Origin of the sequence: Brevibacillus sp. IT-7CA2, assembly GCF_949767855.1 — a bacterium.
Lineage (GTDB): Bacteria > Bacillota > Bacilli > Brevibacillales > Brevibacillaceae > Brevibacillus.
In genome coordinates, this window is the sequence record NZ_CATKQT010000015.1 from 38,618 (window position 1) to 55,942 (window position 17,325).

Consider the following 17,325-nt stretch of genomic DNA (forward strand, 5'->3'; position numbering starts at 1 on the left):
ATGAGCATGAACAAGAGAGCGAGAGTCCTGTTCCTCGTATTCTCCTTGGGCTTTTGTTTCATCATGATCGCTTATGCTTCTCTGATCTGGTATCCTGCATTACCATTCGAATCCAAGTCCAAAAGAGAAGTGACGGAGCTGTTGGGCGAAAACACGGGAACCATCGTCAAATTGACGACGGAGGAAAGCGTTGATTGGTATGGGTATGGGCCGCAAGCGAATCAAGCATCAGCGGCAGAAGCGATGAAACGAGCGGTGACAGAAAAAGGATGGACCTTTATCCAGCAAGAAGGGGCCGGATACTTTTTTGAACGGAGGAAAGAGAAGCTGATCATCACGTCACAAATGTGGACGGGCAACTATGTACTCTTTCGAATCCCCGCAGGTGTTCTATAGAGAGACCAGGAGGCTGGTAAATGAGCCGGATTGATAAAAGAAATCGTTTAGACGAAAATCCCTTTCACTATCGGATCGCAAAAGATCCAGACTGTACAATTGCACCTAGCGAAAATCACAGGGAATTTCAAACGAGGAAATGAACGGAATGGCAGGGCTCATTGATTTACGCACGCATCTCTTTCCACAACAAATATTTCTCTCGTAAACAAACAGCACAAGGCCGATACCCCGCAGCAATAGCGGTAGCTTCATCAGCAAAAAATACACGATGGCGCACATAACCGCCTCGCGTAATGGCTCTGAGGGCAGAGGGACAATCCAGTCGGCCATATATTTTACCTGGCTTGTAGCCGCCAAATGTACCGGGTGTATTGCTTTTATAAAACTGGCGATCGGCTCCCAGCAGGGTGTAAGTTTTCGAAGGCATGTGGCTTCCTCCTTTATTGGTTGATGTCGGTACATTCACTTCAACAGGAGGAAGCCATAGCAAGCCTACATGGATTTTTTCCTTACGAGAATTTCGGAATTGCGAAGTAGGCAGACAAGCGGTGGTTGATCTGCTCTTCGGTGAGATCTGGGAACAATCTCGCTTCCTTCACCATATCGTACAGACGCTCCATCGGCTCGCGGCCATCGGCTTTCTTTGCCTTCGCGTCGTTTTTGAGCAGATCCCAAATTCCAATCACATACTCGCGTCTGGTAATATCCTGTTTGCGGAAAAAGAAATCGAGGCGCTCCACATGGTCCATGAATTCATCGCCGAAGCGCTTGTCCACTTCCCCGCGCAAGAGGGCGATTTCTGCCTCGTACATCGGACGCTCGTTGCCTTTTTCCTTGCTGATCCAAGGTGTCTCCAGTACAAGTGGCAGGTGGCGGATTTTCTCGTGATTCACGATGTAGTTCATCGCATCAAAGCCGATGAGTCCCGCACCGATTGGCGCGTGGCGGTCTTTGCCTGCCCCGCGGAAGTTTTTGCTGTCATTCAAGTGAACAACGGCGAGTCGATCCAAGCCGATTGTCCGGTCAAACTGTTCCAAGACGCCATCGAAGTCGTTGACGATATCATAGCCAGCGTCGTGAATATGGCAAGTATCCATGCAGACGGTCAGCCTGCTGTTGTCTTCTACTTTCTCGATGATGGACGCGATTTCCTCAAAGCTACGACCGATTTCCGTTCCTTTGCCCGCCATAGTCTCCAGCGCGATTTTCACGTCGGTGTCTTTGATGCCTGTCAGAACTTCATTCAAGCCTTCTGCGATCCGGGCAATGCCGTACTCCGCATCCTTGTCGGTGTAAGCGCCAGGGTGGAGCACGATATTTTTGACGCCAATGTAGTCTGTCCGGCGAATCTCTTCTTGCAGAAAGCGGACAGCAAGCTCATAGGTATCGTCCTTGTAAGAGCCCAAGTTAATAATGTACGGGGCATGTACCACAATTTCATCCACGCCCTGCTTGGCCATTACTTCTTTGCCTTCCGTAATGTACTGGTCCTCGATCGGCTTGCGGCGGGTGTTTTGCGGTGCACCGGTGTAGATCATAAAAGTACTCGAGCCGTAAGTGGCTGCTTCTTCGGCAGCATTCAGCAGTCCTTTACCGGAGAATGATACGTGCGAACCTATTTTTAGCATAGGATAGAACCTCCTTTGATTAATAAAGAAAACGCCATAAATAAAAAGTAGCGTACGACTCCCAATTCGTCCAAGCCTTGGATAGCTCTCGTATTTCTGCTTTTGTCGGCTTTTTTTCTTTGCCTAGTAAAAATTTGATCGCATTGTGCAGGCCGACATCATCAATGGGAAAAGCAGAGGGTATTCGCAGACAGCGCATGAGCACATAATTGGCCGTCCACGGTCCAATCCCGCGGATGCTGGTCAATCGTTTCTCCGCGGTTTGATAATCTCCTCCGTCCCATAATAGCTCTTTCGATAGTTTCCCTTCAACGATGAGTTGTGCGACGTCAATCAAATACTCGCATTTCTTTGTCGTCATGCGCAATCCATCCAGATCAGCGACGGTCAATCCGGAGATTTTTTCCGCTGTGGGAAAAAGCCAATACGTCTGTCCTTCGAACTCTACCCGTCTTCCAAATGTCTCTACCAACCGCCGTTTAAGCGTGTACGCATAGGTCAGGTTAATTTGTTGTCCAATGATTCCCCAACTGAGCGCTTCAAACAGGTCGGGAATGCCCATGGTCCGCAGCCCGTAAAACTTTTCAACGGCCTGCTGCAGAAGAGCATCCTCTGCGGCAAGCTCATAAAACGGAACCAAATTTCGATCGAGATCGAACCAATCGCGAACATAGCGTGCTACCTCTATCCGGACTTTTTCAGTGGGAAGGGAAGGGCTGAGGAAACGCACAGTCAATCCTTGATCGTTATCTGCGTGAATTTCGACCACTTGTGGATCTTGTTCCATTGGGATGGCTTTGTAGAGGCGCCCGTTTTGAATGTGAAACATGCATTCGTTGGATGCTCTGGACAAGTATTGAAGATTTTGCGAAAAACTGAATTCCGTAGGCACGGATAAGATTATTTCTTCTCTATTATCGACCCAAGCCGAGTGGGATAGACCGCTTGTCATGCGAAAACCTCCTGTCTGACTTCCTCCTAGTTTTATAACAAAAAAAGCTATATTGTCATTTCGTTATCTTGCTATTTTAATCTTCTAGCAGTACGGATCACATAGCGTGGGGGTATACTGTCGGTAAGAGCAAGCGATTCGAAAACGGCTATGGCAAAGGAGATGACATGTCTTGGAGGAACCGGTAACCGATGAGCGATGGCAGGCCATTATTCATAACGATGTGTCTTACGATGATCAATTTTTTTATGCGGTAAAAACGACGAAGATCTTTTGTAGACCGTCGTGCAAGTCGAAGCCGCCGAAGAGGGAGAATGTGCGGGTTTTCCAAAATGCAAGCCAAGCCCTGCGGGAAGAATTTCGCCCATGTAAACGCTGCAAGCCCACGGGAGAGAGGTTGCCTGATCGTGAGTGGGTGGCACAAATTACACAGTATATTGATTCTCATTATAACGAAAAGCTGACGTTGGAGCATTTGGCTGATATGTGCCATGGCAGTCCGTTTCATTTGCAGCGAACGTTTAAGCGACTCATGGATATGACGCCCGTGGAGTACATCCAGAAAAAGCGGATAGAAAGGGCGCGAGAGCTGCTGGCTCATTCGAACAACCAGATCGCGGATGTTGCGCAATTGGTAGGAATGCCGAATACGCCGTATTTTGTCACGTTGTTTAAAAAAATGACGGGCAAGACGCCGAGTGAATACCGTCATCTGTACGTCAAACAACAAACGACATAAGCTGCTTGTGAAATGTGATATCTTTAAAGGTAAGAAGCATCTGCATCCGAGAATAACCACCACTTCCATAAGAGTTTTTTTGAAAACCGGACGGAGGGGTTAAGGGATGAGCAAGGGAGCATTTTCATTAGACAGACTCGGACGCATGCATGACAGGCTGAGTGGCTATGTCGAGCGCGGAGAACTGCCAGGACTGGTCTCACTGGTTTATCGTAAAGGCGAGGTGCATGTCGATTCGATTGGCACGCAATCACTAGAGGGCGGTGAACCGATGCGGCGTGACACGATTTTTCGCATCGCTTCCATGACGAAGCCGATTGTTGCAGTAGCCGCCATGATTTTGGTGGAGGAATGTCGGGTGCGGCTGGATGAAGGTGTGGATCGATGGCTGCCGGAACTGAGTCAGCGCCAGGTGTTGCGTAGAATCGATAGTACGTTGGATGACACGGTACCAGCCAAGCGCCCAATTACGCTGCGCGATTTGCTTACCTTTCAGCTTGGGTTCGGATACATCATGGCTCCCCCGGATATGTACCCCATTCAGCGCGCCATGGCTGAAAAGGGATTCGTCCCTGGACCGGACCTCCCTACAAAATCACCAGATGAATGGATGAAGCAGTTCGAGAGCTTGCCACTGATCCACCAGCCGGGAGAATCATGGGCGTATCATATAGGATCGGATGTCTTGGGTGTACTTATTTCACGCATAACCGGACAATCGTTGGAAGCATTTCTACAGGAACGTATTTTTGAGCCGCTTGGCATGAAGGATACCGGATTTCATGTTCCGGCGGAGAAGCTGGATAGGCTGCCACCGAGCTACATGCGTGATTCCACTAATGGAGGGCTGAAGGTTTACGATGATCCGAGAACGGGTCAGTGGAGCAAGCCGCCGGTTTTCCAGTCAGGTGGGGGAGGGCTTGTTTCCACCGTGGACGACAATTTGGCGTTTTGCCAGATGATGCTGGGCAAGGGACGTTACGGACGCGAGCGCATTTTGTCCCGTCCATCCGTAGAGCTAATGACAATGGATCATCTGACAGCACAACAGAAGGCCGATTTCCACGTTTTCTTCGGTGGACATAGCAGCTGGGGCTTCGGAATGGCCGTAAACATAAGGCGTTATGATCTGTGGACGGTGCCTGGGCGATTTGGCTGGGACGGTGGTTTCGGAACGTCAGCCTACACAGATCCGCAGGAAGAAATGATTGGCATTCTCTTGACCCAGCGTCTGATGGATTCACCACAACCACCTGGTGCTTTCCTTGATTTCTGGACCACTGCCTATCAAGCGATTGAAGATGAGAAAGGAAAAGGAGCCCTGCCAAGATGAACGATACGAAAACCTTGCGAGAAGTATTTAAAAAGACCACTTATCAAATCGCCGGGCACAGCAAGAGAGACCTCCATCAATTGCAGCAGGTCCTGTCCAGGGTGGATGGGAATGTGGAGGGTGATATGTACGGGTCAGGCGAACTCATCGAGAATTTTCAGCACAAGATGGCCGAATATTTGGGCAAAGAGTCTGCCGTATTTTTTCCCAGCGGTACGATGGCCCAACAAATCGCGTTACGCATCTGGTGTGATGAGAAGGGAATCAAAAAGGTCGCCTATCATCCGCTCTGTCACTTGGAGATTCACGAGGAAGATGGGCTCAAAGAGCTGCATCAGATCGAGGCTGTCTTGCTGGCGGATAAAGACAGCGTGATTGGACTGGACGATGTTCTCAGCATGGACGACGATATCGCGTGCCTGTTGCTGGAATTGCCACAACGTGAGATTGGTGGACAGCTGCCTGCGTATGAGGATTTGGAGGCGATCTCCCGTTATTGTCGGGAAAAAGGAATTCGGCTGCATCTAGATGGTGCCCGGCTTTTGGAAATCCTGCCGTATTACCAGAAGTCAGCCGATGAGGTATGCGCATTGTTCGATAGCGTGTACGTTTCCTTTTACAAAGGGATAGGCGGAATTGCCGGAGCGATCCTGGCTGGGGATGAAGACTTCACGAAGCAATCGAAGGTATGGAAAAGACGCCATGGCGGGGACCTTATTAGTTTGTACCCGTATATTGTCACGGCAGAATACCATTTTGAGCAGAGAAAACATAAATTCAGTCAATATTTCGAGGATGCAAAAGAGCTGGCGACACTCTACAACCAATGCCAGGGGATATCTACGAGACCGGCCGTGCCTGTATCCAACATGTTTCATGTGCACGCAGATTTGCCGAAAGAAGAGCTCGATCGTATCATGGTCTCACTCAGTGAAGAAACCGGGATTGGCTTCACGCATTATGTCAGACAGGACGACGAATTTTCTAGCTCCTATGAGGTAAGTATTGGCGATCGGTATGCGATGATCCCGAAGGAAGAGCTGGCATTGGCATTCGAAAAGCTGAACCAAAAAATAGGAGAGCAGAAATCAAAAGCCGAGTAAATGAATCAATTTCAGGGCGGTGGCAGTCTGGTGCTTACCGATTCATACCGGGCTGCCGAGAATTTTTCCGATAGAAGAGAAAGGAACCGATATGTTCATTATCAGACCGTACGAAAAAAGCGACTCCCCTTCGATCATGGCTTACGATTTGCCGCAAGAACAAGCGATCTACACGTCTATGCCAGTCGATGTGATCGAAGCATCTCAAAACAATCCTGGTTATAAGCCCTATGTGGTTTTCGACCAAGACCATCTGATCGGCTGTTTTGCCTTATTCACACCATACACAGGCAATCCCTACACACCAAATGACCAGGCGATTATTTTCAAATCATTTTCGATCGATTCCCGCCATCAAAAGAAGGGCTACGCCTTGCGAGTATTCCAGGGCTTGGCTGACATCGCGAGAGAGCATTACCCGGAGCGAGATGAAATCGTGTTGACGGTTCATCATACGAATACGCCGGCAATCCAACTGTATAAAAAGGCGGGGCTCGTCGATCAAGGATGGAGATTTGCGGGGGAGTATGGCGAAGAGCTGATTTTTCATCTGAATTTGACAGCATCTACATAAATGGTTGCAAGTAGTAGCTTGTATTTGCTCTCGACCGCTGTACAGACGCTCCCGGTCGGAACAGCTTATGCTGTATGGACGGGCATTGGCTCAGCAGGAAGCAGATTCTGTTCATTACAGGGATTGTCAGCAGTAGCGAAAAGCCCCTTTCTGGCAGCGTGTGCTGTAAGAAGGGGGCTTTTTTGGCCAGGTTTTCACTGATTCGCCTGTACGCCAAATCGGGTAAACAATTGCCAGATCAGCTCTCGTCTGCTGGACACCCCGGTTTTTACGAAGATGGACTTCAAATGATCCTGAACCGTATAAGCGGAGATGTGCAGTGTGCGTGCGAGCTCCTTCGTGGAAGCGCCGCGGACAATCTGGTCGAGTATTTGCTTTTCTCTTACAGACAATCCGTATGCTTCGGCGATGAGCGGCAGCATGTCAGCAGGTTTTGCGGGACCGAACAATACAGCTAAGTGCACCGTCCTGCTTTGGCTGTTCATGGGGCTTGCCTGAATCGTCATGTAAGGGCCATCTGGCATGCGAATGCAGACTTTTGCCATGGATGTCGTGTGACCTGCTTCTGCCAGCTGAGAGAGTGCCCGCGAACAAACCGCTCGCACTGGTCGGGGCAAGGTATCGCGATCAATCGATTCCCATTGGCGAAGCAGGCTCAGCCATTTTTCCGCTGTAGGATTGGCAGCGAGCAAGGTGAACTGATCCGACAGCATCAATATCCCCATTTCTTCTTCCATCCACGTATTCTCCTCAGCAGGTAAGGACAGACTCGTCTTTCGCAACTGATAAGCAATCAGCGGCGCCAAAGCCAAAATACATTCACGTTCTTGCTCAGAAAAAAAGGGCCGCACCTGCGAACGAAACAACGTTAAATAGCCCCAGCATGCACCGTCGTACTTGAGGGCAGCACGCATTTCATCATGAAAACCGGCGGGGAGCAGAACATTGCGATAGCGGTCACTGCGTTCAAGCTGGCCCTCGGTCGCTTGACTCAACGTCGCGACAGGCTCAGCCGCTTTGCACAGATCATCATACCGGTTGAAGTCCTCGCGCAAGTATTCATGCTCAAAAATACCATGATGAATGGCTTCCACCCCGTCTTCCGTAATGGCTCCGGTGGACAAAAGTGTTTGCGGATCAACGGCGGTACAGCAGGCCCCGTCAAAAGGGACAAACTCTCGCAAAAGCTGCAAGAGTGCTATCCGATAGTCTTGTGAGGAGTGAGAAAAGCGTTCAGCCAGTGCCATCACTTTTCGTTTACTCGCTTCCCGATTTGTGCTCATCTGCATTTCTCCTGTACGTCTATTGGCAAAGGAAAATCCCAGCTTTGTGGGATGGTGCTCTCCTCGGTACTCTCTATAATTGAGAATAATTCTTAGTCTAAATTTACAAGATACGCGAGGAGTTGGAAAGACCATATGAGCCAGCGGCAGCGCTTTTTCATGATGATCGCGATTTGTCTGGGTGCATTCTTGTCTCATTTTACGGCGGGGATTGTCAATGTCTCGCTCCCTCAGTTCACATACATTTTCCAGACGGAGCTGGCGATCGCACAATGGATTACAACGGGTTATTTGCTTGTCATTGCGTCACTTCTTCCTTTCATGGGCAAGCTGGGAGATCGATACGGGCATCGTGTGCTGCACAATTACGGTTTCCTGCTGTTCACGGTAAGCTCTGTCTTGGTGGCATTCTCGACGACGATCACGATGCTGTTGGCGCTTCGAATCGTGCAAGCCATCGGAGCGGCTATGTTCCAGGCTACCAATATCGCGCTCATCGCGATTTTGCTCCCAAAAGAAATGCGGGGAAGGGCAATGGGGATCATGAGTACAGCTGTTGCGCTTGGCGGCATGACCGGGCCGATTGCAGGTGGGATGATCGCGTCGTGGTTGAGCTGGGAGTGGTTGTTTCTGATTCATGTTCCTGTCGCCATCTTGGCTACGGGGCTGGCTTTTCGTTACATTCCTCCTCATGAGCAGACGAAGAAGGCCAGTTCACTTGATCTTGTTGGGGCAGGTCTGTTCATGCTGCTGGTCAGCTCAGTCATTATCGCGATCTCCAATGGAAACGGGTGGGGCTGGGCTTCACAAGGGATGCTCATTCTTTTTGGGGGTGTACTCGTCTTGGCATGGGCGTTTGTCTGGTGGGAGCGGCGACAGTCAGTGCCGTTTTTGCCCGTGTCGGTTTTTCGCCTATCGGCTGTGTCCAGTGGACTGTTCATTAGCTTCACTTCGTTTGTGCTCGCTAATCTCGTACTGGTTGTTCTACCGTTCTACTTGCTTGATCGAGCGCATGAATCCCCTTTGACGGCAGGGTATATGATGACTGCTTACCCACTGCTACTGGCACTGACGGGTCCTTTTAGTGGCTGGGCTTCAGACCGCTATCGTGCACGCCCACTCATTTTTGCAGGTCTTGGTGCGATGGGGGCAGGGATGACCGTCTTGGCGATCTGGTTAGAGGCATTATCTAAGGTAGAAATCATCGCGGTACTGGCTTTGGTAGGGGCAGGTATGGGGCTGATTGCTTCGCCTAACAACAGCTACATCATGCGCCACGTTCCGATGGAGCATGCGGGCGCGATCGGAGGCATGATCGCCCTGACACGCAATGCGGGGATGGTGGTCGGCGCAGCGTTGGGACTGGGTATGATGAACGGTGAGTCGAGTCAAGCTGTGCAGCCGACGATCGATGCGTATCGTGCGGTTTTTGAAGCAGGAGGGTTGATTTGCCTGAGCGGATTGTTGGTCTGGTGGTATGCGGGACGTCTTGAGCGACAGAAAAAGAGAGGCACAGAGGTGGAGAAGGCATGAGCAAGGATCGAATTGTGGTAGTTGGAGGGTACGGTCATGTAGGGGCAACCATATGCAAGAATTTGGGTGAAGCATATCCGGGACGGGTGTATGCAGCCGGACGCAGCTTGGAGAAGGCTGAAGCATTTTGCCGAGAAGCAGATGGGAAGGTGCTGCCGCTGCAACTCGATATTCAAAAGCCGTTAGACCAAAGCATGCTGGAAAAAGTAAAGCTGGTGGTCATGTGTCTGGATCAGACGAATACGGCTTTTGTGGAAGGGTGTGTGCGAAATGGAACGGATTATCTCGATATTTCGGCGAATGGCCATTTTTTGACGCAAATCGAACAATGGGGGAGCCAAACTGAAACGAAGAACATGGGAACCGCCGTGCTCAGTGTAGGACTGGCGCCAGGGCTGACCAACCTGCTCGCAGGGGAAGCTCATCGCTTGCTGGATCAGGTGAATGAGCTGGACATATTCATTATGCTTGGGCTCGGTGATCGGCATGGGAAGGCCGCGATTGAATGGACTGTCGATAACTTGTGCACGAGCTACGAGGTGATGAACAAGCATCAGCGTGTAACCGTAGAGAGCATGACAGAGGGCAAGCTTGTTGATTTTGGACCGGGGCTGGGAAAAAAGCACGCGTATCGATTTCCGTTTTCCGATCAACAGACATTGGCACGCACCTTGGATGTCCCTACAGTATCTACCCGACTTTGTTTTGATCTGGATGGGATGACGAGAGTGGTAGCTGGTTTGAAGAGCATAGGAATTTGCCGACTACTTCATCAACCAAAAGTACGGGAAGCCACGATTGAAGCGTTTGGGCGTTGGAAAATGGGGGATGATCGGTTTGCCATTAAGGTAGAAGCACGAGGAAAACGGGGAACGAACGAGGCGACAGTAGAATGTCTGCTTTACGGGCGTGATCAGTCCAACATGACCGCAATGGTGGCGGCTGCCGTAGCAAAATCACTGTATGAAGAAGCGTTTCCTCCAGGAGTCCACCATATGGAACAATTGTTTTCATTAGAAAAAATGAGATTTTGGCTGGAGCACGAGGCATCACTGACCGTATTTGTCAGGGAAGCCAGTCTATGATAGAGCTATCGACGAACCACAGAGGGGGCTTTATCATGACGCACTATGCCAAAAACATGTACGACTTTCACGCGTGGGCGAATCAGACGTTAATCAATCGCTTGAAGGAACTTCCGGAAGGTGTTTACGAGCAGGAGGTCCAAAGCGTTTTCCCGACAGTAGCAAAAGTGATGGAGCATATTTATATGGTGGACCAAGGCTGGATTCGCATATTGCAGGGAATGGACATGCAAGCGGCATTAAATGAGGCATGGCAGAAGGAAAAGGAATTAACGGGAAAAAGCTTGGAGGAAGTAGAGCAGATGTATGCCGAGCTGGTCGAGCAATTCAGAGCTTTTCTCAACCAAGAAGAAGATTTGGATCGCCACATTGTACTCGACAATCCGTACACGAGAGTACGCGATACGAGCTTGGCAGAAATCATCATGCAAGTGGTCAATCACGGAACGTATCATCGTGGAAACATAACGGCGATGCTGCGCCAAATGGGGTATCCTTCTGTCATGACCGATTATGCTCTTTACTGGTACGCCAACTGACAAGAGCTTTAGGCTGGAAGAGATTTCATTCTTCTGGCCTTGGGCTGTTGACAAGGGAGAATTTTAGTCCTATAATTATCTCAAATTCAAGATATTTATTTTTGTAACATCGTCATCTTACTTCCCCAGGCAGGAACATTTTTAAACGCCATTATCTTTAATTTAAGATATTCAAAAATGATTGAGATAGAAAAAATCGAGGAGGAAGTCCCATGAGTGAATTCACTACTCTTGTAAAAAACAGAAGATCCGCAAACAAGTTTCTAGCGGACGTAACGATAACACCTACTGAGATCGATGAAATCATGTCGCTGGTCAAATTCGCGCCATCTGCATTCAACTTGCAGCATGCCCATTATGTAGTTGTCACCGATCCTGAAGCAAAAGAGCGTGTATATGAAGCCGCATATAGACAATATAAGGTGAAAACCGCTTCGGCAGTTGTGCTTGTATTTGGAGACAAGGAAGCGTACCAAAGCGTAGAGCGCATTAATGAAGGTCTTCTTCAATTAGGAATCATGGATCAACGCGAGTACGACCACAACAATTCTTCTGTCAGAGCAATGTACGAGGGTGGAGGAGAGCAGTTCAAGCGTGATGAAGCAATCCGCAATGCTAATTTGTCCGCAATGCTGTTCATGCTCGCTGCAAAGGATAAAGGCTGGGATACTTGCCCGATGATCGGATTCGACCCAGCAGCTGTCCAAGAAATAGCAAAGGTTCCGGACAGCTTTGTGCCAGCTCTGATGATCACGATTGGAAAAGAAGATACATCCAGCCAGCGTGTCAGAGGGTACCGCAAGCCCGTTGGAGAGTTCGTGAGCTACAACACATTCCAAGCAAGTAAATAATAATTAGAGGAGGCTAATCAAAATGACACAGCAAACAGCAGGAATTCACCATATCACGGCTTTTGTTACAAGCGCCCAAAATAACGTTGATTTTTATGCAGGGTTTCTCGGATTGCGCATGGTGAAAAAAACGATCAACTTCGATGCGCCAGATGTGTATCATCTGTACTTCGGGAATGAGGTCGGTAGTCCAGGTACAGCGATCACCTTTTTCCCGTGGGAATCTGGTCGCCGTGGACGCGTGGGCGGTGGGCAGGTGGGCTATACCACTTTCTTGATTCCAGTGGGGGCGTTTTCCTTCTGGGAGGATCGACTGAAAAAATTCGGAATCGAGTACCGCCGCGTGGAGCGTTTTAATGAAACGTATCTGCAATTTACAGACAGAGACGGCTTACAGCTGGAGATCGTGGAACGCGAAGGCGGTCCAGCGAGCAAATGGTCCTTTGGCGGAGTGCCAGCTGACAAGGCGATCAAAGGCTTCGGCGGAGCGATCTTGTACAGTATGGCTCCAGCCCACACCATGGATGTTCTCGAGAGACTGATGGGACTGACTAGAGTTGGCGAAGAAAACGGCCTTGTCCGATTCCAGGCTAACGGCGATTTGGGCAATATCATTGACGTGAATGCCGAGCCAATAGAAAGAGGCGCAGGTGGTGCAGGTACGATCCACCATATCGCATGGCGTGCCATAGATGATCAAGATCACCAAATGTGGCAGCAGCGCGCGGCTCAATCCGGTCTCCATCCAACAGATATTATTGACCGTCAATATTTCAACGCCATCTACTTCCGCGAGCCGGGCGAGATTTTGTTTGAGATTGCGACCGATCCTCCGGGCTTTGAACGAGATGAGCCATTTGACACATTGGGTGAAAAACTGATGCTCCCCGAGTGGTATGAGCCACGTCGTGCCCAGATTGAGCAAGGCCTGCCGCCGATTACAGTCAGAGTGTTGGAGGAAGATAAATAATGAATTTGAAGCACATTTTTCGAAAAGGAACCGATTCAGAAGTACCAACACTGTTGCTGCTTCATGGAACAGGTGGAGATGAAAACGACCTCTTGCCCCTGGCCAATCGCATTTATCCAGGTGCTTCTGTTCTGAGCGTCCGTGGGAATGTTCTCGAAAATGGCATGCCGCGATTCTTCCGACGCCTATCAGAGGGTGTTTTTGACGAAGAGGATTTGGTCAACCGCACGCAGGAGCTGCATGAGTTTTTGGATCAGGCGGCGGATACGTATCAGATCGAGCGAGACAATATCGTGGCAGTAGGCTATTCGAACGGGGCGAATATCGCAGGTAGTCTCCTGTTCCATTACCCGAATCCGCTAAAAGGGGCGATTCTTTACCACCCAATGGTTCCACGCCGTGGGATCGCTCTGCCTGATATGTCAGCCATCCCGGTGTTCATCGGAGCGGGTACGAATGATCCGATCTGTACTGCACAAGAGACAGAGGAGCTGAACCGACTACTGACAGAAGCAGGCGCTGACGTGACTGTGCATTGGGATTCATATGGTCATCAGCTGACGGTGAAGGAAGTAGAGGCTTCGGCCGCGTGGTTTACAGAGATGTTTCGTAAGTAATCGATGAGTAACAAGAGCGGCGGGCTTAGGTGTCTGCCGCTTTTTTGTGTGCGCAAACGGCTGTTTTTCCGGGAAAAGAGTATGCTTCCCGCAGATTTAATCAGATGTGTAAGAGTCTTCAAGAGCCAGCAGGATTCGTTCATCTCTTGTTCATATTGCTTCTTTACGATTGATCCACATAGATAGGTGCAAGCCATTGACGATTTGCAGGATGGTATACAAGTGAGTATCATTCAAAATAATGAAGCAGGAGAACCAGAGGGCGGAGTAACAAGGGGGCCAGCTTGATGAAACTGACGATTCTGATTGCAGATGATGATCCACACGTACGTGAGCTATTGCGATTTTACTTGGCAAAAGAGGGATACCACGTCTTGGCTTGTGTGGATGGAAATGAGGCTTCGCAGCTATTGGAACAGGAATCTGTCCAGCTCGCCATTGTGGATGTGATGATGCCAGGCAAAAACGGCTGGGAGCTGTGCCGGGAGATACGGGAATTTTACGACCTCCCTATCATCATGCTAACGGCAAAGGGAGAGGTGCGGGATAAAGAAAAAGGTTTTTTGGCGGGGACGGATGATTATTTGACCAAGCCATTTGAGCCTACCGAATTGCTGTACCGCATCAAGGCCTTGCTGCGTCGCTATCAGATGGTCAGCAAACAAATCATCGTCATGAACGATACCGTCATCGATCGTATCAGCCATGTCGTGAAGGTAAGAGATGAGTTGATTCATTTACCGTTAAAGGAATTTGAACTGCTTGCCCAGCTTGCCAGTTTTCCTGATCGGATTTTTACCCGGGATCAACTGTTGGAGCTCGTGTGGGGCGGCGATACCGAGAGCGATAGTCGTACCATCGATGTGCATATTAAGCGGCTGCGAGAGAAATTTACGGAGAAAACAAATGACTTTGTCATTTCTACCGTTCGCGGCTTAGGCTACAAGCTGGAGGTACGAGGCACGTGAAATCTCTCTACGTCCGGGTAGTTCTTACCTTCGTCGCAATTGTACTGATCAGCGGCACACTTGGATTTTTGTTGGCAAATGAGTATTATCAACGAAATCTGCGCGCTTATAATGAACAGAAAATCACGAGCATTGGACAGCAGATGATCGATTTGTACGAGCATAAATCCACACTCGACCTGTCCTCCTACATGACCCATGTCGCCAATTTGAATTTTCAACTGCATCTCGTGGATGAGAATGGCGGAGTAAGCCAATTCGGAGCACCTTTTCGTGATCAGCAGATAGAGCCTGCCATTGTTCAAAAAGTGTTGGCGGGTGAGACCTACAGAGGGATCACAGAAGAAGAGCACGGCTTGTTTGTGACCGGATTTTTTGAGAATACATTGAAAAATAGCATTGGCTTGCCGCTTACAGCAGAAGGGAAAAAATACGCCCTGTTTGTACGGCCAAATATTGAGCAGCAGTTTGGCGAGGTGCATATTATGTTTGCCTTGCTGCTGGCAGCGATGTTTGTACTTAGCCTGATCCTGATTTTGATATTTACCCGTTATTTGGTGAAACCGATCGAGAAGCTGAGCCATGCGACCAAAAAGCTGGCAGAAGGCCAGTACGACATTCACCTGGACATCGCTCGCCGGGACGAAATCGGCGATTTGGCCATGCATTTTGCCAGGATGACAGAGTCACTCAAACAACTGGACGAGATGCGCCAAGAGTTTGTCTCCAATGTCTCTCATGAAATCCAGTCTCCATTGACATCGATCCAAGGCTTTTCTCAAGCCATCCGCAGCGGTGGTGTGACAAACGAACAGCGGGAGACGTACTTGACTATCATCGAAGAAGAGAGCAGGCGGCTGTCTTCCTTGAGCAAGCAACTGTTGACGCTCGCGTCCCTGGACAAAGAGACAGGTCTGTACGAACCGATACGTTTCCGTCTGGATGAGCAGATCAGGCAAGTCCTCTTAGTTTTGCAGCATCAGTGGCAACAAAAAAAGCTCGCGATGGAGCTGACTTTACCGGAGACCTTCATCGTGGGTGACAAGCAGCTGCTCAATCAAGTATGGATGAACCTGCTTGCCAACAGTATTAAATTCACCCCAACGGCTGGCTCTCTTTACATTGCGATACAGAAGGATACGCGAATCTTCGTGACCATTCGGGATACGGGGATCGGCATGTCAGAAGAAGAGCAGGAGCATGTCTTTGACCGTTTTTACAAAGGAGACAAGTCACGCAATCGAGAAGCAACGGGAAGCGGTCTCGGTCTTTCTATCGTGCAAAAAATTTTGCAGGTTGCAAAAGGCAGCATACATATTCAAAGCCGGATAGGCGAAGGGACAACGGCTACGGTCAGCCTACCGACGGGTGAGCATCCTACTGCGAGAACGACAAACGAATCAGAACGAAGCGAAGCAAGGGAGTGATTTCCATGAATAGCGGCATGCGTATACTCGCCGCAGTCATATCCCCTTTTATTACCGGTCTATATGCTGCATTGATCATCTATAACTATCGTGATCCAAGCGCGCCATACGGGTTCGGAAAAGAGTATTTGCTGGGTGTACTTATCAGTATGGCATTGAACCTGATTGTCTTCGTATGGCTGTCGGTATTCGTGGACTGGCTAGTGAGTCGATCACACTTGTTCGGGTGGAAAAAATACGCTGTGCGTTTCGGGGGATATGCTGTTATCGGCTATGTGCCTGTGTTTTTTCAATGGCTAATGAGTGTTGATCCGCATGCTTCATTGTTTTATCCGCAGGCAACGGTTTTTGTGTTCGCCAGTATATGTTACTTCCTTATATTTGTGGGAATAGAGGCGATCAGGCAGCGTTTTACCCGGAAAACGAATGTAAATCGCCATGGTTAATCAAATGTTTAAAATGCGGGAGTAACAAAAAAGCCCGAGCATCAGGTAGCTCGGACAATCGTTTTCTGTTCTTTGGCGTGTTCAATCCCCGCAGATATGAGATGGCGTACATGGTCATCATCCAACGAGTAAAAAACGAGTTTTCCTTCTTTTCGATACTTGGCTAGTCCCATGTTGCGAAGAAGCCGCAGATGGTGGGAGGTGTTAGCGATTGAGCTTCCGATGATAGCAGCCACATCACAGACACAGAGCTCGTCTTCCATCGAGAGGATGTGAATGATTTTGGCGCGGGTGTCATCGGCCAACGCCTTGAAGATTTTTGCTACCCCTTCTGATTCTGTGGCGAGCGGCTTTAACCGATTTACTTTTTCCTCATCAAAACATTGGATTTCACAGATGTCATCCACTGTATCCATCACCTCATGCTCTACAATGTCCTACTATTATAGACATTCGCGGAGAAAGTGAAAAGGAAAAACGACATTTTCATGGCAGTGTAGTGTCCCTCTCTGTTTTCGTGTAAGATGTACATGATCCAAGAAACGGGGAGAGAATACCATGAGTGCGCAACCAAAGTGCCCGAAGTGCCGTTCTGCAAAGATCGATTTTACCGATTCGATCAATAAGCCAGTATACATAACCATTTATGTAGCGGTTTTGGCAGTGCTTGCCTTGATCGGCATTTCGGTGAAAGGGACTCCTGTCATCTTTTTGTTCCTCGGACTATCAGGGGCCTTTATCCTGTTTGCCGTTCGTCTTGCCTTAGAAAAGCGTAAAGTAATCAAGTGCAAATGTCTGGACTGTGGGGAGCGTTGGCAGACCACCCCAACACCAGTAGAAGCCCGTACCAAGTAACAAGACTCCTAGTAATAGGGGTC

21 protein-coding genes are annotated in these 17,325 nt (G+C 49.2%); 16 read left to right on the top strand and 5 right to left on the bottom strand.

Annotated elements, in window-relative coordinates; all coding sequences use genetic code 11:
- Complete coding sequence (locus tag ACM6JA_RS11765) at nt 1-396, top strand: hypothetical protein (RefSeq protein ID WP_414852428.1); 396 nt, start codon at nt 1-3, stop codon at nt 394-396.
- A 166-nt stretch (nt 397-562) separates the two neighbouring features.
- On the opposite strand, the gene ACM6JA_RS11770 is transcribed toward ACM6JA_RS11765, so the two are convergent.
- The 3 genes from ACM6JA_RS11770 to ACM6JA_RS11780 all read right to left on the bottom strand — a co-directional run bounded on the left by ACM6JA_RS11770 (nt 563) and on the right by ACM6JA_RS11780 (nt 2,979).
- Nucleotides 563-826, bottom strand: coding sequence for an Ada metal-binding domain-containing protein (locus ACM6JA_RS11770; protein ID WP_414852429.1), 264 nt, complete (start codon nt 824-826; stop codon nt 563-565).
- An 82-nt stretch (nt 827-908) separates the two neighbouring features.
- Nucleotides 909-2,027 carry a deoxyribonuclease IV gene (locus ACM6JA_RS11775; protein WP_414852430.1) on the bottom strand — a complete coding sequence of 373 codons (1,119 nt, stop codon included), beginning with the start codon at nt 2,025-2,027 and terminating at the stop codon, nt 909-911.
- 19 nt (nt 2,028-2,046) lie between these two features.
- Entirely contained in the window at nt 2,047-2,979 is a 933-nt protein-coding gene (locus ACM6JA_RS11780; RefSeq protein ID WP_414852431.1) for a DNA-3-methyladenine glycosylase family protein, read from the bottom strand.
- A gap of 172 nt (nt 2,980-3,151) precedes the next feature.
- Between ACM6JA_RS11780 and ACM6JA_RS11785 the strand changes: the two genes are divergently transcribed.
- From ACM6JA_RS11785 to ACM6JA_RS11805, 5 genes are all read left to right on the top strand, one after another.
- A complete protein-coding gene (locus ACM6JA_RS11785) occupies nt 3,152-3,718 on the top strand; it encodes a bifunctional transcriptional activator/DNA repair enzyme AdaA (protein WP_414852432.1) in 567 nt (188 codons plus the stop codon).
- 106 nt (nt 3,719-3,824) lie between these two features.
- Complete coding sequence (locus ACM6JA_RS11790) at nt 3,825-5,051, top strand: serine hydrolase domain-containing protein (RefSeq protein ID WP_414852433.1); 1,227 nt, start codon at nt 3,825-3,827, stop codon at nt 5,049-5,051.
- Nucleotides 5,048-6,154: a threonine aldolase family protein gene (locus tag ACM6JA_RS11795; RefSeq protein WP_414852434.1), complete on the top strand. Its 1,107-nt coding sequence runs from the start codon at nt 5,048-5,050 to the stop codon at nt 6,152-6,154. Before ACM6JA_RS11790 ends, ACM6JA_RS11795 begins: the two co-directional genes overlap by 4 nt.
- Before the next feature lie 91 nt (nt 6,155-6,245).
- A complete protein-coding gene (locus ACM6JA_RS11800; protein WP_414852435.1) occupies nt 6,246-6,728 on the top strand; it encodes a GNAT family N-acetyltransferase in 483 nt (160 codons plus the stop codon).
- Nucleotides 6,729-6,929: an SMR family transporter gene (locus tag ACM6JA_RS11805; RefSeq protein ID WP_414852436.1), complete on the top strand. Its 201-nt coding sequence runs from the start codon at nt 6,729-6,731 to the stop codon at nt 6,927-6,929. It begins immediately after the preceding gene.
- On the opposite strand, the gene ACM6JA_RS11810 is transcribed toward ACM6JA_RS11805, so the two are convergent.
- Nucleotides 6,923-8,011: a response regulator transcription factor gene (locus ACM6JA_RS11810; protein ID WP_414852437.1), complete on the bottom strand. Its 1,089-nt coding sequence runs from the start codon at nt 8,009-8,011 to the stop codon at nt 6,923-6,925. The genes ACM6JA_RS11805 and ACM6JA_RS11810 overlap by 7 nt on opposite strands.
- A 135-nt stretch (nt 8,012-8,146) precedes the next feature.
- On the opposite strand from ACM6JA_RS11810, the gene ACM6JA_RS11815 reads away from it, so the two are divergent.
- The 9 genes from ACM6JA_RS11815 (at nt 8,147) to ACM6JA_RS11855 (ending at nt 16,447) form a co-directional block, all read left to right on the top strand.
- A complete protein-coding gene (locus ACM6JA_RS11815) occupies nt 8,147-9,544 on the top strand; it encodes an MFS transporter (protein WP_414852438.1) in 1,398 nt (465 codons plus the stop codon).
- On the top strand, nt 9,541-10,629 hold the full coding sequence (locus tag ACM6JA_RS11820) for a saccharopine dehydrogenase family protein (protein WP_414852439.1): 1,089 nt from the start codon (nt 9,541-9,543) through the stop codon (nt 10,627-10,629). Before ACM6JA_RS11815 ends, ACM6JA_RS11820 begins: the two co-directional genes overlap by 4 nt.
- Nucleotides 10,630-10,664: 35 nt before the next feature.
- Nucleotides 10,665-11,168, top strand: coding sequence for a DinB family protein (locus ACM6JA_RS11825; RefSeq protein ID WP_414852440.1), 504 nt, complete (start codon nt 10,665-10,667; stop codon nt 11,166-11,168).
- 212 nt (nt 11,169-11,380) lie between these two features.
- Entirely contained in the window at nt 11,381-12,019 is a 639-nt protein-coding gene (locus ACM6JA_RS11830) for a nitroreductase family protein (protein WP_414852441.1), read from the top strand.
- Between the two features lie 22 nt (nt 12,020-12,041).
- Entirely contained in the window at nt 12,042-12,989 is a 948-nt protein-coding gene (locus tag ACM6JA_RS11835) for a ring-cleaving dioxygenase (RefSeq protein WP_007724877.1), read from the top strand.
- Nucleotides 12,989-13,606 carry an alpha/beta hydrolase gene (locus ACM6JA_RS11840; protein WP_414852442.1) on the top strand — a complete coding sequence of 206 codons (618 nt, stop codon included), beginning with the start codon at nt 12,989-12,991 and terminating at the stop codon, nt 13,604-13,606. The genes ACM6JA_RS11835 and ACM6JA_RS11840 overlap by 1 nt, the downstream gene beginning before the upstream one ends.
- 287 nt (nt 13,607-13,893) lie before the next feature.
- Nucleotides 13,894-14,574 (top strand): response regulator transcription factor, encoded by a 681-nt coding sequence (locus tag ACM6JA_RS11845; RefSeq protein ID WP_414852443.1) that lies wholly within the window; start codon nt 13,894-13,896, stop codon nt 14,572-14,574.
- Nucleotides 14,571-16,001 carry a sensor histidine kinase gene (locus ACM6JA_RS11850; protein WP_414852444.1) on the top strand — a complete coding sequence of 477 codons (1,431 nt, stop codon included), beginning with the start codon at nt 14,571-14,573 and terminating at the stop codon, nt 15,999-16,001. Before ACM6JA_RS11845 ends, ACM6JA_RS11850 begins: the two co-directional genes overlap by 4 nt.
- 5 nt (nt 16,002-16,006) lie before the next feature.
- Nucleotides 16,007-16,447 carry a hypothetical protein gene (locus tag ACM6JA_RS11855; protein ID WP_414852445.1) on the top strand — a complete coding sequence of 147 codons (441 nt, stop codon included), beginning with the start codon at nt 16,007-16,009 and terminating at the stop codon, nt 16,445-16,447.
- A gap of 41 nt (nt 16,448-16,488) precedes the next feature.
- Here the strand turns inward: ACM6JA_RS11855 and ACM6JA_RS11860 are convergent, their stop codons facing one another.
- On the bottom strand, nt 16,489-16,863 hold the full coding sequence (locus tag ACM6JA_RS11860; protein WP_007724888.1) for an ArsR/SmtB family transcription factor: 375 nt from the start codon (nt 16,861-16,863) through the stop codon (nt 16,489-16,491).
- Between the two features lie 142 nt (nt 16,864-17,005).
- Between ACM6JA_RS11860 and ACM6JA_RS11865 the strand changes: the two genes are divergently transcribed.
- Nucleotides 17,006-17,302, top strand: coding sequence for a hypothetical protein (locus ACM6JA_RS11865; RefSeq protein WP_414852446.1), 297 nt, complete (start codon nt 17,006-17,008; stop codon nt 17,300-17,302).
- Nucleotides 17,303-17,325 lie beyond the last annotated feature (23 nt).